We start from the raw sequence: 17,827 nt of genomic DNA, 5'->3' as shown, positions 1-17,827 counted from the left end.
GATGCCGTTACGGACCCTTGAAACCTGGCCCCACGGCGCAATTATGCTGGACGCACAACACACGCGTTTTGCCTTGTGGGCGCCAGATGCGTTTGACGTCAGCGTCGAACTGGAAGATGGACAATCCTTACCGCTGCTGCCCCAGGCCCATGGCTGGTTCGTGATCGAGACGCGCTGCCCCCCCGGCACGCGTTACCGCTACAACATCGACGGCGAGTTGCAAGTGCCTGACCCGGCATCCCGGGCACAGTCCGGCGACCTGCACCTGCACAGCGTGGTGGTCGACCCCGTTGCCTATCAGTGGCAACACACCCGCTGGCAAGGTCGGCCGTGGCACGAGGCGGTGATCTACGAGCTGCACGTGGGTGCACTCGGTGGCTTCAGTGGCGTCGAGCAGCACCTGGCGCGGCTGGTCGACATGGGTATCACTGCAATTGAGCTGATGCCCCTGGCGCAATTCCCCGGGGAGCGTAACTGGGGCTACGACGGGGTCTTGCCCTACGCGCCCCAAGCCTCCTACGGCACTCCGGAACAACTCAAGCACCTGATCGATACCGCCCACGGCCTTGGCCTGGCGGTGATTCTCGACGTGGTCTACAACCACTTCGGCCCGGATGGCAATTACCTGCATCGTTACGCCAAGGGCTTCTTCAACGAAGACAAACACACGCCCTGGGGGGCCGCCATCGACTTCCGTCGCCGCCAAGTGCGCGACTTCTTCATCGACAACGCCCTGATGTGGCTGATGGAGTACCGCTTCGACGGCTTGCGGCTCGACGCCGTGCACGCCATCGAAAGCCCGGATTTCCTGCAGGAACTGGCACAACGCATCCGCCAGCAGACGGCTCCCGGAAGGCACGTGTGGCTGATGCTGGAGAACGAACACAATCAGGCCAGCCTCCTCGAGGAAGGATTCGATGCCCAGTGGAACGACGATGGCCATAACGCCCTGCACGTGTTGATCACTGGTGAAACCGATGCGTATTACGCCGACTACGCCGAACAGCCGACCCGGCAATTGGCGCGCTGCCTGAGCGAAGGCTTTGTGTTCCAGGGCCATGTCAACCGCCACGGCCAAACCCGCGGTGAACCCAGCGGCCACCTGGAACCCACTGCGTTCGTGCTGTTCCTGCAGAACCACGACCAGATCGGCAATCGTGCCTTCGGCGAACGCCTGCACCAGCTCGCACACCCGGATGCCCTGCACGCTGCTACCGCGTTGCTGCTGTTGTCGCCGATGATTCCGCTGATGTTCATGGGCGACGAGTTCGGTGCCGAAGAGCCATTTCTGTTCTTCACCGATCACCACGGCGAACTGGCAGAGGTGGTACGCGAAGGCCGGCGTAACGAGTTCGCAGCCTTCAGTGCATTCGCTGACCCGGAAAAACGCGAGCGCATCCCCGACCCTAATGCACCGCAGACATTCGAAGCATCGATTCCAGACCTGACACCCGCTGAAACCCCGGCCATCCATGCGTTGTATCGGCGCCTGCTAAGCCTGCGCCATGCGCAGATCGTGCCGCGCCTGCCAGGCACGCGCTCCCTGGGCGCCCAAGTGTTGGCCCACGCCGCGGTGAGCGCACGATGGCGCATGGGCGATGGCAGTGAGCTACGCATTGACCTGAACCTCGGCAACACGCCCGTGGTCCACACTTCTCAGGCCGGTGCCCAGGTGTTGTTCGAACACCCGGCACACGCGACCAGCCTGTTGGATCAGGGGCAACTCGCCCCGTATAGCGCGCTAGTCAGCCTCAAGGCCGCAGCCCCTTTGCTACCCCCGGATGGAGAGCGCCAATGAGTGATGCGCAACTGGAAATACTTGCCAGCCGCGCCGGTCTGGCAGTCGACTGGATCGACGCCAACGGCCGCCCGCAAAAAGTTGCCCCTGCAGTACTACGCAATGTCCTGACCGGTCTCGGCCACCCCGCCGGCACCGCCCTGGAAATTGACGCCAGCCTGCTGCAGTTGCAGGAAGTCCAGCAAACCCGCCACCTGCCGCCGATGCTCACGGCGGATGTGGGTGTCGGGGTCGATCTGGCGCGCTACTTCGAGCCCGAGACCCCGTGTGAAATCCACCTCGAGGACGGCTCTCGGCTCAACCTGAAGCTGGATGCCAATTCAGTGTTGCCGGGCCTGGTACCGGTCGGTTATCAACACGTCAGCATCGATGGCCAGCAATTTACTTTGGCCGTCGCGCCAGCCCGCTGTTACAGCGTCGGCGATGCGGTAGACAACCCGATTCCCCGCGCCTGGGGCTTGAGCGTGCAGTTGTACTCCCTGCGCCGCCCGGGCGATGGCGGTTTCGGTGATACCCAGGCCCTCGAAGACCTGGCCCGAGTGGCCGGGGAACGGGGTAGCGACGCCTTGGCGATTAGTCCGCTGCACGCCATGTTCAGCAGCGACACCCAACGCTACAGCCCGTATTCGCCGTCCAGCCGCCTGTTCCTGAACAGCCTGTACGCCGCGCCCGGCGCCATTCTGGGTGAGCGGGCGGTGCGCGCCGCCATCGACGCCACCGGCCTGGCCGCCGAGTTCAAGCACCTCGAAGAACTGGCGCTGATCGACTGGCCGGTTGCCGCCGAGGCCAAGCATCGACTGTTGCAGGCATTGTACGAAGGGTTTGTGCAGGGTGAGCATCCATTGCATCCCGACTTCAGCAGCTTTCGCCACGCCGGCGGCGAGGCTCTGGAAAATCATTGCCGTTTCGAAGCCATCCAGGAGTCTCGCGCAGCCAAGGGTGAAGCGCTCGACTGGCGCGAGTGGCCCGAGCAATGGCAAGACCCGCGCAGCGCTGCGCTGGCCGAATTTGCCGAAGAAAATGCCGGACGCATCGGCTTTTTCGCTTTCTGCCAATGGCTGATTACCCGTTGCCTGGAACGCGCACAAACAGCGGCCCGCGGCAGCGGCATGAGCATCGGCCTGATCGCCGACCTTGCTGTAGGCGCCGATGGCGGTGGCAGCCAGGCCTGGAGTCGCCAGGATGAGTTGCTCGCGTCCCTGACAGTGGGCGCGCCACCGGACATTTTGAATCGCACCGGCCAGGGCTGGGGCATTTCCGCGTTCTCGCCGGAAGGTCTCGTGCGCAACGGCTTTCGCGCATTCATTGAAATGCTGCGGGCCAACTTTGCCCACGCCGGCGGCCTGCGCATCGATCACGTGATGGGCCTGCAACGGTTATGGGTGATCCCCAATGGCGCGTCGCCTGCCGATGGTGCCTACCTCTACTATCCGGTGGATGACCTGCTGCGCCTGCTGACCCTGGAATCCCATCGGCACCAGGCCATCGTCCTCGGTGAAGACCTCGGCACAGTGCCTGAGGGTCTGCAGGAAAAACTCATCGCCCGCTCGATACTCGGAATGCGGGTGTTGCTGTTTGAACAGGATAACGCGCAGTTCAAGTCGATCCTCGATTGGCCGGACAATGCCCTGGCCACCACCAGCACCCATGACCTGCCGACGCTCAACGGCTGGTGGCACGGCCGCGACATCGACTGGAATGCCCGCCTCGGCATGACCGACGCCAGCAGTGAAATCGAATGGCGTCGCCACCGCGAACGTGAGCGTGAAGGCTTGCGCCGAGTGCTGGGCGAAGACCCGCAGAACTTTCGCGAAGAGTCCCATGAAACCGACCAGGTGCTCGACGCCAGTGTGCGCTTCCTGGGCCATACGCGCGCGCCATTGGTGCTGTTGCCGCTGGAAGACGCCTTGGGCATCGAGCAGCAGGCCAACCTGCCCGGCACCATTAACACCCATCCAAACTGGAGCCGGCGTTTGCCGGGCTACAGCGAGGCATTACTCGATGACCCCGATGCCGCCCGGCGTCTGGAACTGCTCGCCTGTGCGCGACTTCAAGCCGGTGAGCGTGACCAATGAACCAACCATTAATCCAACCGTTGCGCGCGACTTTGCGCTTGCAGTTCCATAAAGACTTCACCCTGGATCAGGCGGTGCCCCTGGTGCCTTATTTCGCCAGTCTGGGCATCAGCCACGTGTACGCCTCGCCCCTGCTCGCAGCGCGCGCCGGGTCCATGCATGGCTACGATGTGGTGGACCCGACCCAGGTCAACCCGGAACTGGGCGGCGAACCTGCGTTGCGCCGCCTGGTAGCGGCCTTGCGTGAACAGAACATGGGGCTGATCCTCGACATCGTTTCCAATCACATGGCCGTCGGCGGCAGTGACAATCCCTGGTGGCTGGACTTGCTTGAATGGGGACGCCTGAGCCCCCACGGCGAGTTCTTCGATATCCAGTGGCATTCCCCCGACCCCTTGATGGAAGGCCAGTTGCTGCTGCCGTTTCTGGGCAGCGACTACGGCGTGGCATTGCAGGAAGGCACCTTGCCCCTGAGATTCGATCCCCAGCGCGGCTCGTTCCATGTCGAGCACTACGATCATCACTTCCCGATCTGCCCGAACAGCTACGGCGAGTTGCTCAGGAGCGATGACGAGCCGCTCAAATTCCTCGCCGATCGCTTCTCTGCCCTGAGCTACCAGACCGACGCCCACAGCCTGGCAGTACCGCTCAAGGAAGAGCTGCGCGAACTGGCCAGGGACCCGGCCATCCTGCAGCGCATCGAGCAGAATCTGCAAGGTTATGACTCGCAGACACCTGAGGGTTTTGAGCGCCTGCACTTGCTGCTCGAGCGCCAGAGCTACCGCCTTGCCAGTTGGCGAACAGCGGGTGATGACATCAACTGGCGGCGCTTTTTCGACGTCAACGAACTCGGTGGCCTGCGCGTCGAGCGTCCGGCCGTCTTCGAGGCGACCCACGCGAAGATTTTCGAGCTGGTGGCCGAAGGCCTGATCGACGGGCTGCGCATCGACCATATTGACGGCCTGGCCGACCCGCGTGGCTATTGCCGCAAACTGCGGCGTCGGGTCGACTCGCTGTCGCCCGAGCGCCACCTGCCAATCTACGTCGAGAAGATCCTCGGTGAAGGCGAAGCGCTGCATCGCGACTGGTCGGTGGACGGCACCACGGGCTACGAGTTCATGAACCAGTTGTCGCTGTTGCAACACGATCCCGAGGGCGCCCAACCTTTGGGTGAACTGTGGAGCAAGTACAGCGAACGGCCTGCGGACTTTTGCCAGGAAGCCCAACTGGCGCGCCAGCAGATCCTCAACGGTTCATTGGCCGGCGATTTCGAAAGCGTGGCCCAGGCACTGCTGCAAGTGGCCCGGGATGACCTGATGACCCGCGACCTGACTCTGGGTGCGATCCGCCGCGCGCTGCAGGAATTGATCGTGCATTTTCCGGTGTACCGCACCTACATCAGCCCGCTTGGACGTTCCGACGAAGACGATGTGTTCTTCCAGCAGGCCCTGGCAGGAGCGCGGCAGACCCTCGGCGAGGCCGACTGGCCGGTGCTCGACTGCCTGGCCGGCTGGCTCGGTGGCAAGCAATGGCGTGAGCGCCCCATCGGGCGCTCGCGCAAGATTCTCAAGCATGCCTGCGTACGCTTCCAGCAACTGACGTCACCGGCGGCCGCCAAGGCGGTCGAGGACACGGCGTTCTATCGTTCGGCAGTATTGCTGTCGCGCAACGACGTGGGCTTCAGCACCGAACAGTTCAGCGCGCCCGTCGCTGATTTTCACCAGGCTTGCCTGCAGCGCTTCGAAGCCTTCCCGGACAATCTGCTGGCTACGGCCACCCATGACCACAAACGCGGTGAAGACACCCGCGCGCGACTGGCCATATTGAGCGAGCGCAGCGCCTGGTATGCCGAACAGGTGCCGCTGTGGCAAACCCTCGCCCGGCCGTTGCGTGACGACGAGCAGATGCCGTCTGCCGGCGACGAGTTGATCCTCTACCAAGCCGTCCTCGGCAGCTGGCCGCTGGACCTGCGCAGTGACGATCAGGCGGGCCTCGAGGACTACGCCAAGCGCCTTTGGCAGTGGCAACAGAAAGCCTTGCGCGAAGCCAAATTGCAAAGCAGCTGGAGTGCGCCCAATGACGCCTACGAGCGAGCGGTCCAGGTCTTCATCGAGCGCTTGCTCCTGAGTGCCGAGGGTGAACTGTTGCGCTCGGCCCTGGCCAAGGCCGCCCAGGCACTCGCGGCACCGGGTGCCCTGAACAGTCTGGCGCAAACCTTGCTGCGCATGACGGTGCCTGGGGTGCCGGACTTGTATCAGGGTAACGATGACTGGGACTTTTCGCTGGTGGATCCGGACAACCGCAGGCCCGTGGATTACCACAGCCGGCAGCAAGCCATGGCACAACCCCGGGAGCTGACCGAGCTGCTGGCGGCCTGGCGCGATGGGCGCATCAAGCAGACGCTGATTCGCCGCACCCTCAACCTGCGCGCCGAGCATGCCCAACTGTTTGCCCGTGGCAGCTATCAGCCACTGGAAGTGGTCGGTAGCCAGGCCCACAGAGTGCTCGCCTTCATGCGTGAACATGCAGGTATCAGGGCGGTAGTGATCGTACCGATTCGTTGCGCCGAACTGCTGAAAAACAGTGCCCAACCCTTGGTCGATGCGCTGCAGTGGGGCGACACCCGGGTCAAATTACCGTTTGAGGCATCCGCAGAAAATCTGAAGGGACTTTTTCCTGGCGCCACAGTCACAAATCACAAGGAGCTGAACATCAGCACCGCGCTGGGCGAATTCCCGGTCAATCTTTTTATCCAATTTTCTACCCAAGCTTGAGTTCAGTTCAGGAGCATAGCGATGAGTACCGACGATAAACGCGTTCGCGAATTTGCCTATCAGATCTGGGAGTCTGAAGGACAACCCGAGGGCCAGGAAGCCCGTCATTGGGAGATGGCTCGCAAACTGGCCGAAGCTGAAGCGCTGGCCCCCAGCAAGTCGCCCAAGGCGGCTGGCAGCAAAGGTGTTGCTGGCAAGGCTGCCAAGCCCAACGGCAAGCTTGAAGACAAACCTGCTGCCAAGCCCAAGGCCGCCGCCAAGGCCAAGCCTGCAGCCGCTTCTTCGGTGATACCGCCAGGCGAAAAGGCTCCCGAGAAAAAGCCGCGAGCGACGAAAAAACCTGCGGTCTGACGACTGACTTTCTGATTTGACTGGATTCATGGCGAGCTTGCTCGCCATGTCGGGGTCGTTCGCCCTGAAAACACTATCGCCACACCGTACTCGACCCCATTTGCAGGAGCATTTATGAGCAGTCCAAAAAAACCCGCGACAGAACCTCACGCCGAGGCCTCGCGAATTCGTGAGGGCCTGCCCTTCCCGCTCGGTGCTACCTGGGACGGCCTGGGTGTCAACTTCGCGTTGTTTTCCGCCAACGCGACCAAGGTTGAACTGTGTATTTTCGATGATTCGGGCGAGGTCGAACTCGAACGCATCGAATTGCCCGAATACACCGACGAGATCTACCACGGCTACTTGCCCGACGCCCATCCCGGGCTGATCTACGGCTACCGTGTGTATGGCGCCTACGACCCGGCCAATGGTCACCGCTTCAACCACAACAAATTGCTGATCGACCCCTACGCCAAGCAACTGGTCGGCGAGCTGAAATGGTCCGAAGCATTGTTCGGCTACACCATCGGCCACCCCGACGCCGACCTCAGCTTCGACGAACGCGACAGCGCGCCCTTCGTACCCAAGTGCAAGGTCATCGATCCGGCGCACACCTGGGGCCACGACCACCGCGTCAGCGTGCCGTGGGACAAGACGATCATCTATGAGACCCATGTCCGTGGCATCAGCATGCGTCACCCTTCGGTTCCGGAAAACGTGCGGGGCACCTTTGCCGGCCTGATGGTGGACGACGTGCTGGAGCACATCCGCAAACTGGGTGTGTCGTCGGTCGAACTGCTGCCGATTCACGCCTTCGTCAACGATCAGCATCTGCTGCACAAGGGCATGACCAACTACTGGGGCTACAACAGTATTGCGTTTTTCGCCCCGGACCCGCGCTACCTGGCCAGTGGCAAGATCGCCGAGTTCAAGGAGATGGTTGCGCACCTGCACGAAGCCAATCTGGAAGTCATACTCGATGTGGTCTACAACCACACCGCCGAGGGCAACGAGCAAGGCCCGACCCTGTCCATGCGCGGCATCGACAACGCGTCGTACTACCGCCTGATGCCCGACGACAAGCGCTACTACATCAACGACTCCGGCACCGGTAACACCCTGGACCTGAGCCACCCCTGCGTCCTGCAGATGGTCACTGACTCTTTGCGTTACTGGGCCACGGAAATGCACGTGGACGGTTTCCGCTTCGACCTGGCGACCATCCTCGGGCGCTACCACGACGGTTTCGACGAGCGCCACAGCTTCCTGGTCGCCTGCCGCCAGGACCCGGTACTGCGCCAGGTGAAAATGATCGCCGAGCCATGGGATTGCGGCCCCGGCGGTTATCAGGTCGGTGGCTTCCCGCCAGGCTGGGTCGAGTGGAACGACAAATTCCGTGACACAGTGCGCTCCTTCTGGAAAGGCGATGACGGCCAGCTGGCGGATTTCGCCAGTCGCATGACGGCATCCGGCGAGATGTTCAACCAGCGCGGCAGACGCCCATATTCGTCGGTGAACTTCATCACCGCCCACGACGGCTTCACCCTCAACGACCTGGTGTCGTACAACGACAAGCACAACGAGGCCAACGACGAGAACAATCAGGACGGCAGCAACAACAACCTGTCCTGGAACCACGGCGTCGAAGGACCGACCGACGATCCGGAAATCAACGCGCTGCGCCAGCGGCAGATGCGCAACTTCTTCGCCACGCTGCTGCTGTCCCAAGGCACGCCGATGCTGGTTGCGGGTGACGAGTTCGCGCGCACCCAGGACGGCAACAACAACGCCTATTGCCAGGACAGCGAAATCGGCTGGGTCAACTGGGACCTGAGCGAAGACGGCAAGGCCCTTCTGAAATTCGTCAAGCGCTTGATCAAGTTGCGCCTGGCCTACCCGATCCTGCGTCGCGGACGCTTCCTGGTGGGCAACTACAACGAGGACATCGGCGTCAAGGACGTCACCTGGCTGGCCCCGGATGGCAGCGAGATGTCCATCGAGCAATGGGAAGACGCCCATGGACGCTGCCTCGGCATGCTGCTGGACGGCCGCGCCCAGGAAACCGGGATTCGCCGCAAGGGAGCAGATGCCACCCTGCTGCTGGTGGTGAATGCGCATCACGACATCGTCAACTTCACCTTGCCGGAAGTCCCTGAGGGCGTGTTCTGGACGTGCATGGTCGACACCAATCAACCCTCGATCCGTGGTCAGGAACGCTTCGAGTTTGGCCATGAATATTCCGTGACTGGCCGCTCGCTGCTGTTGTTCGAACTGCAGCGTGAGGAAGACGAGTGAAATGGAGCTCAAGACCTGTCTTGATCGCCAGTCGACGGACTACGACGGCACCCGGGCACTAGGACAGTGCCTGGAGCAACTGGTGGAGGCAGGTCTGGATCGACTGCCGCTACCGGGGCAAGGCCACACGCTGGAGCGATTCCAGCGGTTGGCCGAGGTGGGCGGGCATGATCTGCGGTTGTGCAAATTGTATGAAGGGCACACTGACGCGCTGGCGATTTTCCAGCAACTCGGTGCGTTTGCGCCGCCGCCTGGCAGTACCTGGGGCATGTGGGCGGCCGAACCGCCGAATGCCCGGGTTCGGCTGACTCATTCAGCGCAGGCCGTCGCGCTCAATGGTCGCAAGGCCTGGTGCTCCGGCGCCGCCGTGCTCAGTCATGCGCTATTGACTGCCTGGGACGAACAGGACCGTCAACAACTGGTGGCAGTCGCCCTTGATCAGCCAGGAGTCACCGTGACCGATGTGGGCTGGCAAGCGGTCGGCATGGGTGCAACCGGCAGCGTCGAGGTCCTCTTCGACGACGCCCAGGCGACCGCCATCGGTAACCCCGGCGATTACCTGCAACGCCCCGGATTCTGACAAGGCGGGATCGGCATTGCCGCCTGCTGGTATGGCGCGGCCTGCAGCATTGCCGAGCGGTTGCGCGAGCATTGTGCGCAGCGCGCTGAACCCCACGCCCTGGCCCATCTGGGCGCCGTCGACAGTGCCTTGCAAGGCGCTGCCGCGGTGTTGCGTGCCAGCGCCCTGGCGATAGATGCCGCCCCTCTCAAAGACGCCGAATTGCTCGCCCGACGCGCCCGTGCAGTGGTTGAAAACGCCGCCGAGCAAGTCATTCATCATGTCGGCCGCGCGCTGGGCGCCGGCCCTTATTGCAAAGACCGACAGTTCGCGCAACTGAGCGCCGACCTGCCGGTTTTTCTGCGCCAGAGTCACGCCGAGCGCGATCTCGCGGGTCTGGGCCACTTAATGCGTGAAGGGACATGGACGTTATGAAAACCAATCCAATTGTCGGCCAGGGCACGCCGCTGTATCAGTGGCAAGCCTCCAGTCAACTGGCGCAGCTACCGGTGATCGATGTTCTGCAATTGGTCCCCGAGGGCTCTCGCGCGGTGATCATTGCACCACACCCGGACGACGAGATCCTCGGCTGCGGCGGTTTCCTGCAGCTGCTGGCCGAGGCGGGCCGTGACCTGCAGTTGATTTCGGTGACCGATGGCAGCGCCAGTCATCCGGGTTCAAAACGCTGGCCGGTGGAACGCCTGAGCACCGTCCGCCCCCAGGAGTCGGTGGAAGCGCTGCGGCGGCTCGGGTTGCCATTGCACAGCTTGAGGTGGTTGCGCGGTGGTTTTGCCGACAGCCAGGTGGCGGCCAGAGAGGACGAATTGAGCACATTTATCGAGCGTCATCTACGCGCCAGTGATGTGGTGTTCACCACCTGGCGCGAAGACGGGCACTGCGATCACGAAGCGGTGGGGCGTGCCAGTGCCGAAGCGGCGCAGCGTGTCGGGGCGACTTTGCATGAACTGCCGGTGTGGACCTGGCACTGGGCAACGCCTGAAGACCGCAGTGTTCCCTGGCATCGAGCGCGCAAGATCCTGTTGTCGCCGCCGTTGATTGCCCGCAAACGCCACGCGATCCATGCCTTCGCCAGTCAGCTCGAGGGCGACCCACAGATCGGTTTGCCACCGGTGCTCGCGCCCTACGTGCTGGAGCGGCTGCTACAACCCTTTGAGGTGGTGTTCGTATGAGCGTCGATGACCGATATTTTGACGGTTTGTTTGCCAACAGTGACGATCCCTGGGCATTCCGCCAGCGCTGGTACGAACAACGCAAACGGGCCATTACCCTGGCTGCGCTGCCCCGTCCGCGCTACCGCGCCATTTTCGAACCGGGGTGCGCCAACGGCGAATTGAGCGCCGACCTCGCCACCCGCTGCGACCGCCTGCTGTGTTGCGATACCGCCAGTGCCGCCGTCGCCCTCGCGCGTACGCGTTTGAGTCCGTTCAACCATGCGCAGGTGCATCAGGCACGTTTGCCCGAGCAATGGCCGAGTGAGAAATTCGACCTGATCGTAATCAGCGAGCTTGGCTACTACCTGGACGCCGAAGACCTCAAGCGCCTGATCGAACAAGCCTCGCATTCCCTCACGGCCGACGGTCAACTGTTGGCATGCCACTGGCGCCCGCCTATCGAAGGTTGTCCCCTGAATGCCCGCCAGGTGCATGACCTGCTGCACGAGCACCTGCACCTGCCGCGCCTGGTGTTGCATCAGGAAGCCGACTTCCTGCTGGAACTATGGAGTCGCGAACCACGTTCTGTGGCCACCCTGGAAGGCCTGCGAAGCAGCACCTGACGACGCCCCCACCTGTAGGAGCGAGCTCGCTCGCGATGGTGTTAAACGGTAACGCGGGCGACCTGATGCCGCGCGGCGCTCTCAGGTCATTCACAAACACGCTCGCTCCTGCATGGGAGATCAACATCGGCAAAAAATACGTACCAGATAGAACATGCACGCGACGAATCGCAATACATGAGCAATACTCCTTGCGCGGCAATCCATGGTTTGGAGCGTGCGCACCCACGCTCATACACCCGGAACAAGGACGTAGCCCGATGAAAACCGTTTCCTTCAGCGAAAGCAGCCTGCCTGCGCAGATCTGGAACAGCGCGGCGCAACTGGACAATATCCCCGTCATCAACACCCAGACCCTCGTTCCACCGGGCGCTCGCGCGGTGGTGATCTCGCCCCATCCTGGCGACGAAGTGATGATGTGCGGCGGCCTGCTGCAACTGCTCAGCGCCCTGGGCCATCCCCTGCAATTACTTTCCATGACCGACGGCAGTGCCAGTTATCCGGGCTCGCAACAGTGGTCGGAAAAACGCCTGAGCGTGTTTCGCTCCCAGGAAAGCGTCGAGGCCTTGCGCCGCCTGGGCATGCCGATGCACAGCCTGAAATGGATTCGTGGCGGCTTTACCGATAACGCCCTGGCAGAACACGAAGCCCAGCTGGCCGATTTCATCGCCCGCTACCTGCGCCCCGGCGACGTGGTATTCAGCACCTGGAGCGAGGACCGCCATCTGGATCACGATGCCGTGGGCCGTGCGGCGGCCAAGGCCGCGAAAAGAGTCGGCGCGGCCTTCAACGAAGTACCCATTCGCGCCTGGCACCGACCGATCCGAGACCGCGAGCAAATCCCTTGGCACCGTGCGCGCAAGGTGCGCCTCGACACCTGGACCGTGGCGCGCAAGAGCCACGCCACCCATGCCTATGCCAGCCAGCTCGATGGCGAGCCCGCCTTGGGCCTCGCCCCCCTGCTACCCCGGGTGCTGCTGGAACGAATGCGCCTGCCTTACGAAATCGTCTTCGTCTGACACCAATCCCTGTGGGAGCAAGGCTTGCCCGCGATGACGGTGGCAAATGCTCCACCACAAACCAGTTCCCAGGGCCAAGGGCCTGGACAACAATCGATCGCCGATTTTCGCTGAACTGCGCGCGCCCCCATCAGTCGCATAGATATGGAACCGACTACAAGGAGTCAACGTGACCAGTGATCCAACGCAGCAGGCACTTGAAGACATGCCGCTGACTACGCCACCGGCCATCCACCGCCTCAGAGTGCTGACGGTCAACACCCACAAGGGCTTCACCGCACTGAACCGGCGCTTCATCCTTCCGGAATTGCGCGAAGCGGTACGCAGTACCTCGGCCGACCTGGTATTTCTCCAGGAAGTGGTGGGCGAACACGAGCGTCATTCTTCACGCTTCAACGACTGGCCACAGACTTCCCAGTACGAATTCCTCGCCGACAGCATGTGGAGTGACTTCGCCTACGGTCGCAATGCCGTCTACCCCGACGGTCATCATGGCAACGCATTGCTGTCCAAGTACCCCATTCGCGAATACCGCAACCTCGACGTGTCGATCACCGGCCCCGAACGACGGGGCCTGTTGCACTGCGTACTCGATGTTCCGGGGCATGCCGAAGTCCATGCGATCTGCGTCCACCTGAGCCTGCTGGAAAGTCATCGCCAGCTGCAGCTCCAGTTGCTGTGCCAACTGCTTGAGTCCCTCCCCGATGATGCACCGGTGATCATCGCCGGGGACTTCAACGACTGGCAGCTGCAAGGCAACGCCGCCCTCGCCCGGCGCGACTATCTGCATGAAGCCTTTGAACGCCATCACGGTCGTCCCGCCAAGACCTACCCGGCGCGGTTCCCCCTGTTGCGCCTGGACCGCATTTACCTGCGCAATGCCAGCAGCCATGACCCGCGAATACTGGGAAACAAGCCCTGGACGCACCTTTCTGATCACTTGCCGTTGGCGGTGGAAGTGCATCTGTAAGTCATAAATAAATCCGACCTGCTGTCATTTGTGTCAGTGGTTGTCGGCGATTTCTGTTGGTACGGTATCAATTGAAGCGTTGCACGCCTTTACACACCTGGAGATATGCATGGACATTGCGACAGGTTTGCCTAAGTACGTATCAGTGACTACCGTTTCAGTGCCCTCGCCGTTTCCATTTGTCTAAGCCTTGGATCGCCACAATTCGCTCAAGCCAGCTGTACATTCACGCCCACCGCCGGCAACGATAACCATGTCTGCGACAGCGGCATCGGCGGCGCACTGACCGATCTCACCGGCAACAACACCCTGAGCTTTCCCACCAGCGGCACGGGCCAAATCATCGGCAACGTGAATTTTGGTGCGGGCAATGATGGCCTGGTCATGAATTCCGGGACATTGACTGGCACCCTGAACCAGGGTGATGGTTCAGACACGGTGTTGATCACCAACGGCGTGATCACCGGCGCGGTGAATCAGGGCAATCAGATCGATGACTTCGTCATGAGTGGCGGGCGGATCCAGTCCCTGGCCCAAGGCGACGGCCGCGACACCTTCCTGATGACCAATGGCACCATAGTCGGGGCCTTCGAGGACGGGGACGTGGCGAGGATGTCCGGCGGCACTATCGGTCGAGTCGACATGAAGCTCGACAACAACATCTTCGACATGTCTGGCGGCGAGATCATCGGCAATCTGGTGACCGGCTTCGGCCTCGACACCATCATCATCTCCGGCGGCAAAATCGGCGGCAACGTCAGCGTCAGCGGTGGCAATGACAGCATCACTGTCACCGGCGGCGAAATCGTCGGGGAGATTCGCGCCAGCGTCGGTAATGACATCCTCAACTGGAACGGCGGCGGGATCATCCGTTCGGCGATCCTGATGGGCGAAGGCAATGACCTCGCCACCCTTTCCAACCTCACTGAAACCAGCCTGGCACCGACGCCGAGCATCGACGGTGGTCCCGGTACCGACACCTTGAATTTCAGTCAGACCACCACAGCCGTCGCCTCCCGCTACATCAACTGGGAGTCGCTGAACCTGAGCAATAACTCGCGCCTTGACCTGGCCAGCGATTCGCTGATCCTGGGTGACAGTACCAGTGGCACCGGCGTGATCAACGTCGACGCCAGCAGCACCCTCACCTCGGTGCAAGGCAGCATCGCGCCGTTCACTGCGGGCCAGCTCGCGACCTTGAACAATGCCGGGACCATCGACCTTACCAGCGCCAATTCGCGCGGCAATGACACACTGACGGTACAGGGCAATTACGCCGGTAACGGTGGCAAGCTGCTGCTGCAAAGCGTGCTGGGCGATGACAGCTCCCCCAGCGATAAACTGGTGGTCAATAACGGTACCTTGACCGGCAACACCGTCATTACCGTGCAGAACCTGGGCGGAGTCGGCGGGGTCACTCAACAGAACGGCATCCAGCTGGTTGAGGCACAAGGCTCGGCCGTGGCCAGCAACGGAGCCTTCGCCCTTAACGGCGGCCTGATTTCCGCAGGCGCTTTCGATTACCGTCTGTTCAAGGGCGGGGTCACCGCCGGTACGGAAAACAGCTGGTACCTGCGCTCGGCGGTGGTCGCCCCTGCGGTGACGACCATCCCCAATCCGGATCCGGCGTTGCCGCCTATTACGGTACCCGTCGTTGCGATACCGGTCGCCGCGCCCGCCCCTCCGGCTCCCACTCCTGAACCGGGAAGCCCGCCGCTACCAGCACCGGCACCGCTGCCGCCGTTGCCCGAAGCCGTTGCGGGTGCCGCGCCGATTCCCCTTTACCGTCCCGAAGTCGCCACTTGGTCAGTGCTGCCTCCTGCTGCGGCCCAGTTGACCCTGACAGCGCTCGGCACTTTCCACGATCGCCAGGGCGATCAACGCCTGCTCACCGAAACCGGGGCGTTTGGTGCGGGCTGGGGCCGGGCTTACGGAAAGAATCTCGACCAGACCTGGTCAGGCACCGTAACGCCGCGCTTCGATGGTTCGCTCAAGGGCTTTCAAGTGGGCAATGACCTCTACGGCTCCCAAACCTCGGGCGGGCACACGCAGCGAATCGGGTTCTTCGTGGGGCACACCGGCATGAAGGGCAATGTCGACGGCTTCAACGAGGGCTTTGAAGACAAACGCGCCGGCAAGATCGACCTGCGTGGCGACCATGTCGGCTTGTACTGGACATTGGTGGGCAACAGCGGCTGGTACTTCGATAACGTGATCATGTCGACTCGCTTTGATGGCGACAACCGCTCAGAGCGTGGCCTGAAACTGGATACCCGTGGCCACGGGCTCACAGTGTCCAGTGAAGTCGGTTATCCCATTGCCCTCAATGACACCTGGGTGCTCGAGCCCCAGGCGCAAATCATTCATCAGAAGATCTCTCTGGACAGCCAGGACGACGGGATTTCCAGGGTTTCCTTCGACTCCGACGGCGCATGGACCGGGCGCCTGGGTGCAAGGCTAAAGGGCAGCTATCAGGTCGGCGGTCGCCCGCTCGAACCCTACCTGCGGGCGAACCTGTGGCATACGTTATCCGGGACAGACACGGTGACCTTTGACGACGTCGACAGGGTCATCACTGAACAGAAGGCCTCCTCCGCCGACATCGGTGTGGGCCTGAACGTGAGCCTGGCTTCATCCGTCAGCGTCTACGCCGGTGCCGACTACAGCACCAATATCGACAGCCAGGACTTGCGCGGACTGTTTGGAAATGTCGGCGTGAGAATTAGCTGGTAGCCGTCATATAAAGGCTCTGGCGCGCGGTTTTTTGACGATGCCTCGTACAAACAACCACTTGCAAGCGCGGCGGAAATCAGTCACTTATAGGGCTTAAATTAGCCCTACCATTTATCGGCCATTTTCTTGACGCGATGTCAAGGGTCTTCTTAGCTACAGGTTACTACCCCCGGAAAACTACCAGGAACAAGCCTCACACCGCTCATGCAGGGGCCGGTGCAGGTTTGGCCTACTCCATTCGGTCGCCCCTCATTCGGGGTAGGAGAGACGCCAAAGCGAGACAGCGCATGCGATTGCAAGGTAGACCGCCATGAGAACATCACTCCCCCCGCTTGAGATCAAAGCCACTTTCTACACCCTTTCGAGTTCGCTGCTGTTGTGCTCATCGGTGGGAGCACAGGCCGGGCCGGCGGAAGATGAGACCTTGCCCTGGTATCGCCAGGACGTCCCAACGATGTCACTACCTGCAATCAATATCACGGCCCCCTACCCCGGGCATGTCAGCGCAGCATCCGACGCCCGCAGTTCACGCCTGACCATCGAAGACGCCGCACCCTCGACCTGGGACCAGCTCTACGGCAAGCCTTCGCGCCAGGCCCAGGACGACGTGCTGGCGCAAGGCTTTTCCGGGCCCGGTGCCAGCGAGTCCTGGGGCCCGGCGCTACTGACGTTGCAAAGTGCCGGCGGGCATACCCAGCGCGTTGGGCTGATCGGCGGCGTCAGCCAGTTCCAGAGTAACGGTAATGGCCTGCTGACCAGTCGCACCCAGGCCGACCCCGCCACGGACACCCTCAACCTGCAAGGCCAGAGCCTTGGCGCCTACTGGAGCCTGACCGGAGCGCAAGGCTGGCACGTCGACCTGACGGCCAGTGGTGGCCGGGTCAACGGCTTCAGCCGCAACGAACAGGGCGTGAGGCAAGTGACTGAAGGCAGCGCGTTGACACTCTCGGTGGAAGGCGGATTCCCCATTGGGTTAAGCGATAACTGGGTGGTTGAACCCCAGGCGCAACTGATCAATCAACGTATCACCCTCGACACGCCCTACTCGGGTTCAGGCAATGCTTCGGCCAGCGACCTAAACTCATGGAGCGGCCGGGTCGGAGCGCGGTTGAAAGGGAGTTACGACATCAATGGCCTGGGAGTCGAGCCGTATGTGCGGACCAACTTGTGGCACACGGTTTATACCGGCAACACGGTATCGCTGGATCAGGTCGACAAAATCAGCAGCAGCCGCAAGTCGTCAACCGTGGATTTGGGGCTGGGATTAGTGGCGAAGGTGACACCGGCGGTGAGCCTGTATGTCAGTGCCGATTACAGCAGTGATGTGGATGACAACGATTTGAACGGGTTGATCGGCAGTCTGGGCGTGCGGATGCGTTGGTGAGGTTTTTTTTAACAGCAAAAGATCGTCCGAACGCGGCCCGAGCCTGCGGCAGCTCCTACAGGGCATTGCGTGTAGGAGCTGCCGCAGGCTCGGGC

The 17,827-nt window shown here is 62.0% G+C and carries 11 protein-coding genes and 1 pseudogene; all 12 read left to right on the top strand.

Going from position 1 to position 17,827, the window contains the following annotated elements; all coding sequences use genetic code 11:
• The first annotated feature begins 1 nt into the window (after position 1).
• The 12 genes and pseudogenes from treZ (at position 2) to AAEZ05_RS25030 (ending at position 17,732) form a co-directional block, all read left to right on the top strand.
• Positions 2-1,798 carry a malto-oligosyltrehalose trehalohydrolase gene (treZ, locus tag AAEZ05_RS25085; RefSeq protein WP_350649363.1) on the top strand — a complete coding sequence of 599 codons (1,797 nt, stop codon included), beginning with the start codon at positions 2-4 and terminating at the stop codon, positions 1,796-1,798.
• Complete coding sequence (gene malQ / locus AAEZ05_RS25080) at positions 1,795-3,873, top strand: 4-alpha-glucanotransferase (protein ID WP_045058603.1); 2,079 nt, start codon at positions 1,795-1,797, stop codon at positions 3,871-3,873. The genes treZ and malQ overlap by 4 nt, the downstream gene beginning before the upstream one ends.
• Positions 3,870-6,647 carry a malto-oligosyltrehalose synthase gene (locus tag AAEZ05_RS25075; RefSeq protein ID WP_350649361.1) on the top strand — a complete coding sequence of 926 codons (2,778 nt, stop codon included), beginning with the start codon at positions 3,870-3,872 and terminating at the stop codon, positions 6,645-6,647. Before malQ ends, AAEZ05_RS25075 begins: the two co-directional genes overlap by 4 nt.
• A gap of 21 nt (positions 6,648-6,668) precedes the next feature.
• Entirely contained in the window at positions 6,669-6,998 is a 330-nt protein-coding gene (locus tag AAEZ05_RS25070) for a DUF2934 domain-containing protein (RefSeq protein ID WP_350649359.1), read from the top strand.
• A gap of 114 nt (positions 6,999-7,112) precedes the next feature.
• Complete coding sequence (gene glgX / locus AAEZ05_RS25065; RefSeq protein WP_350597656.1) at positions 7,113-9,272, top strand: glycogen debranching protein GlgX; 2,160 nt, start codon at positions 7,113-7,115, stop codon at positions 9,270-9,272.
• A gap of 1 nt (position 9,273) precedes the next feature.
• A pseudogene (locus AAEZ05_RS25060) lies at positions 9,274-10,266 on the top strand (acyl-CoA dehydrogenase family protein).
• Complete coding sequence (locus AAEZ05_RS25055; RefSeq protein WP_350597652.1) at positions 10,263-11,021, top strand: PIG-L deacetylase family protein; 759 nt, start codon at positions 10,263-10,265, stop codon at positions 11,019-11,021. Before AAEZ05_RS25060 ends, AAEZ05_RS25055 begins: the two are co-directional and overlap by 4 nt.
• A complete protein-coding gene (locus AAEZ05_RS25050) occupies positions 11,018-11,626 on the top strand; it encodes an SAM-dependent methyltransferase (protein WP_045058609.1) in 609 nt (202 codons plus the stop codon). The genes AAEZ05_RS25055 and AAEZ05_RS25050 overlap by 4 nt, the downstream gene beginning before the upstream one ends.
• A gap of 260 nt (positions 11,627-11,886) precedes the next feature.
• On the top strand, positions 11,887-12,645 hold the full coding sequence (locus AAEZ05_RS25045; RefSeq protein ID WP_045058610.1) for a PIG-L deacetylase family protein: 759 nt from the start codon (positions 11,887-11,889) through the stop codon (positions 12,643-12,645).
• 169 nt (positions 12,646-12,814) lie between these two features.
• Complete coding sequence (locus AAEZ05_RS25040) at positions 12,815-13,615, top strand: endonuclease/exonuclease/phosphatase family protein (protein ID WP_350597647.1); 801 nt, start codon at positions 12,815-12,817, stop codon at positions 13,613-13,615.
• A 384-nt stretch (positions 13,616-13,999) separates the two neighbouring features.
• The gene (locus tag AAEZ05_RS25035) at positions 14,000-16,348 is read left to right on the top strand and encodes an autotransporter family protein (RefSeq protein WP_350649357.1); all 2,349 of its coding nucleotides are present in this window, start codon (positions 14,000-14,002) and stop codon (positions 16,346-16,348) included.
• Positions 16,349-16,658: 310 nt separating this feature from the next.
• Positions 16,659-17,732, top strand: coding sequence for an autotransporter domain-containing protein (locus tag AAEZ05_RS25030; RefSeq protein ID WP_350649355.1), 1,074 nt, complete (start codon positions 16,659-16,661; stop codon positions 17,730-17,732).
• The last annotated feature ends 95 nt before the right edge of the window (positions 17,733-17,827 follow it).

It is taken from the genome of Pseudomonas sp. HY13-MNA-CIBAN-0226 (assembly GCF_040310305.1).
GTDB lineage: Bacteria > Pseudomonadota > Gammaproteobacteria > Pseudomonadales > Pseudomonadaceae > Aquipseudomonas > Aquipseudomonas gregormendelii.
The sequence above is the reverse complement of the archived record's forward strand: the minus strand, read 5'-3'. Positions and strand labels throughout refer to the sequence as shown.

Excerpts from the sequence above, each read along its gene's own strand:
- treZ (WP_350649363.1), top strand. The coding sequence starts at position 2 with ATGCCGTTACGGACCCTTGAAACCTGGCCCCACGGCGCAATTATGCTG.
- malQ (WP_045058603.1), top strand. The coding sequence starts at position 1,795 with ATGAGTGATGCGCAACTGGAAATACTTGCCAGCCGCGCCGGTCTGGCA.
- AAEZ05_RS25075 (WP_350649361.1), top strand. The coding sequence starts at position 3,870 with ATGAACCAACCATTAATCCAACCGTTGCGCGCGACTTTGCGCTTGCAG.
- AAEZ05_RS25070 (WP_350649359.1), top strand. The coding sequence starts at position 6,669 with ATGAGTACCGACGATAAACGCGTTCGCGAATTTGCCTATCAGATCTGG.
- glgX (WP_350597656.1), top strand. The coding sequence starts at position 7,113 with ATGAGCAGTCCAAAAAAACCCGCGACAGAACCTCACGCCGAGGCCTCG.
- AAEZ05_RS25055 (WP_350597652.1), top strand. The coding sequence starts at position 10,263 with ATGAAAACCAATCCAATTGTCGGCCAGGGCACGCCGCTGTATCAGTGG.
- AAEZ05_RS25050 (WP_045058609.1), top strand. The coding sequence starts at position 11,018 with ATGAGCGTCGATGACCGATATTTTGACGGTTTGTTTGCCAACAGTGAC.
- AAEZ05_RS25045 (WP_045058610.1), top strand. The coding sequence starts at position 11,887 with ATGAAAACCGTTTCCTTCAGCGAAAGCAGCCTGCCTGCGCAGATCTGG.
- AAEZ05_RS25035 (WP_350649357.1), top strand. The coding sequence starts at position 14,000 with ATGAATTCCGGGACATTGACTGGCACCCTGAACCAGGGTGATGGTTCA.
- AAEZ05_RS25030 (WP_350649355.1), top strand. The coding sequence starts at position 16,659 with ATGAGAACATCACTCCCCCCGCTTGAGATCAAAGCCACTTTCTACACC.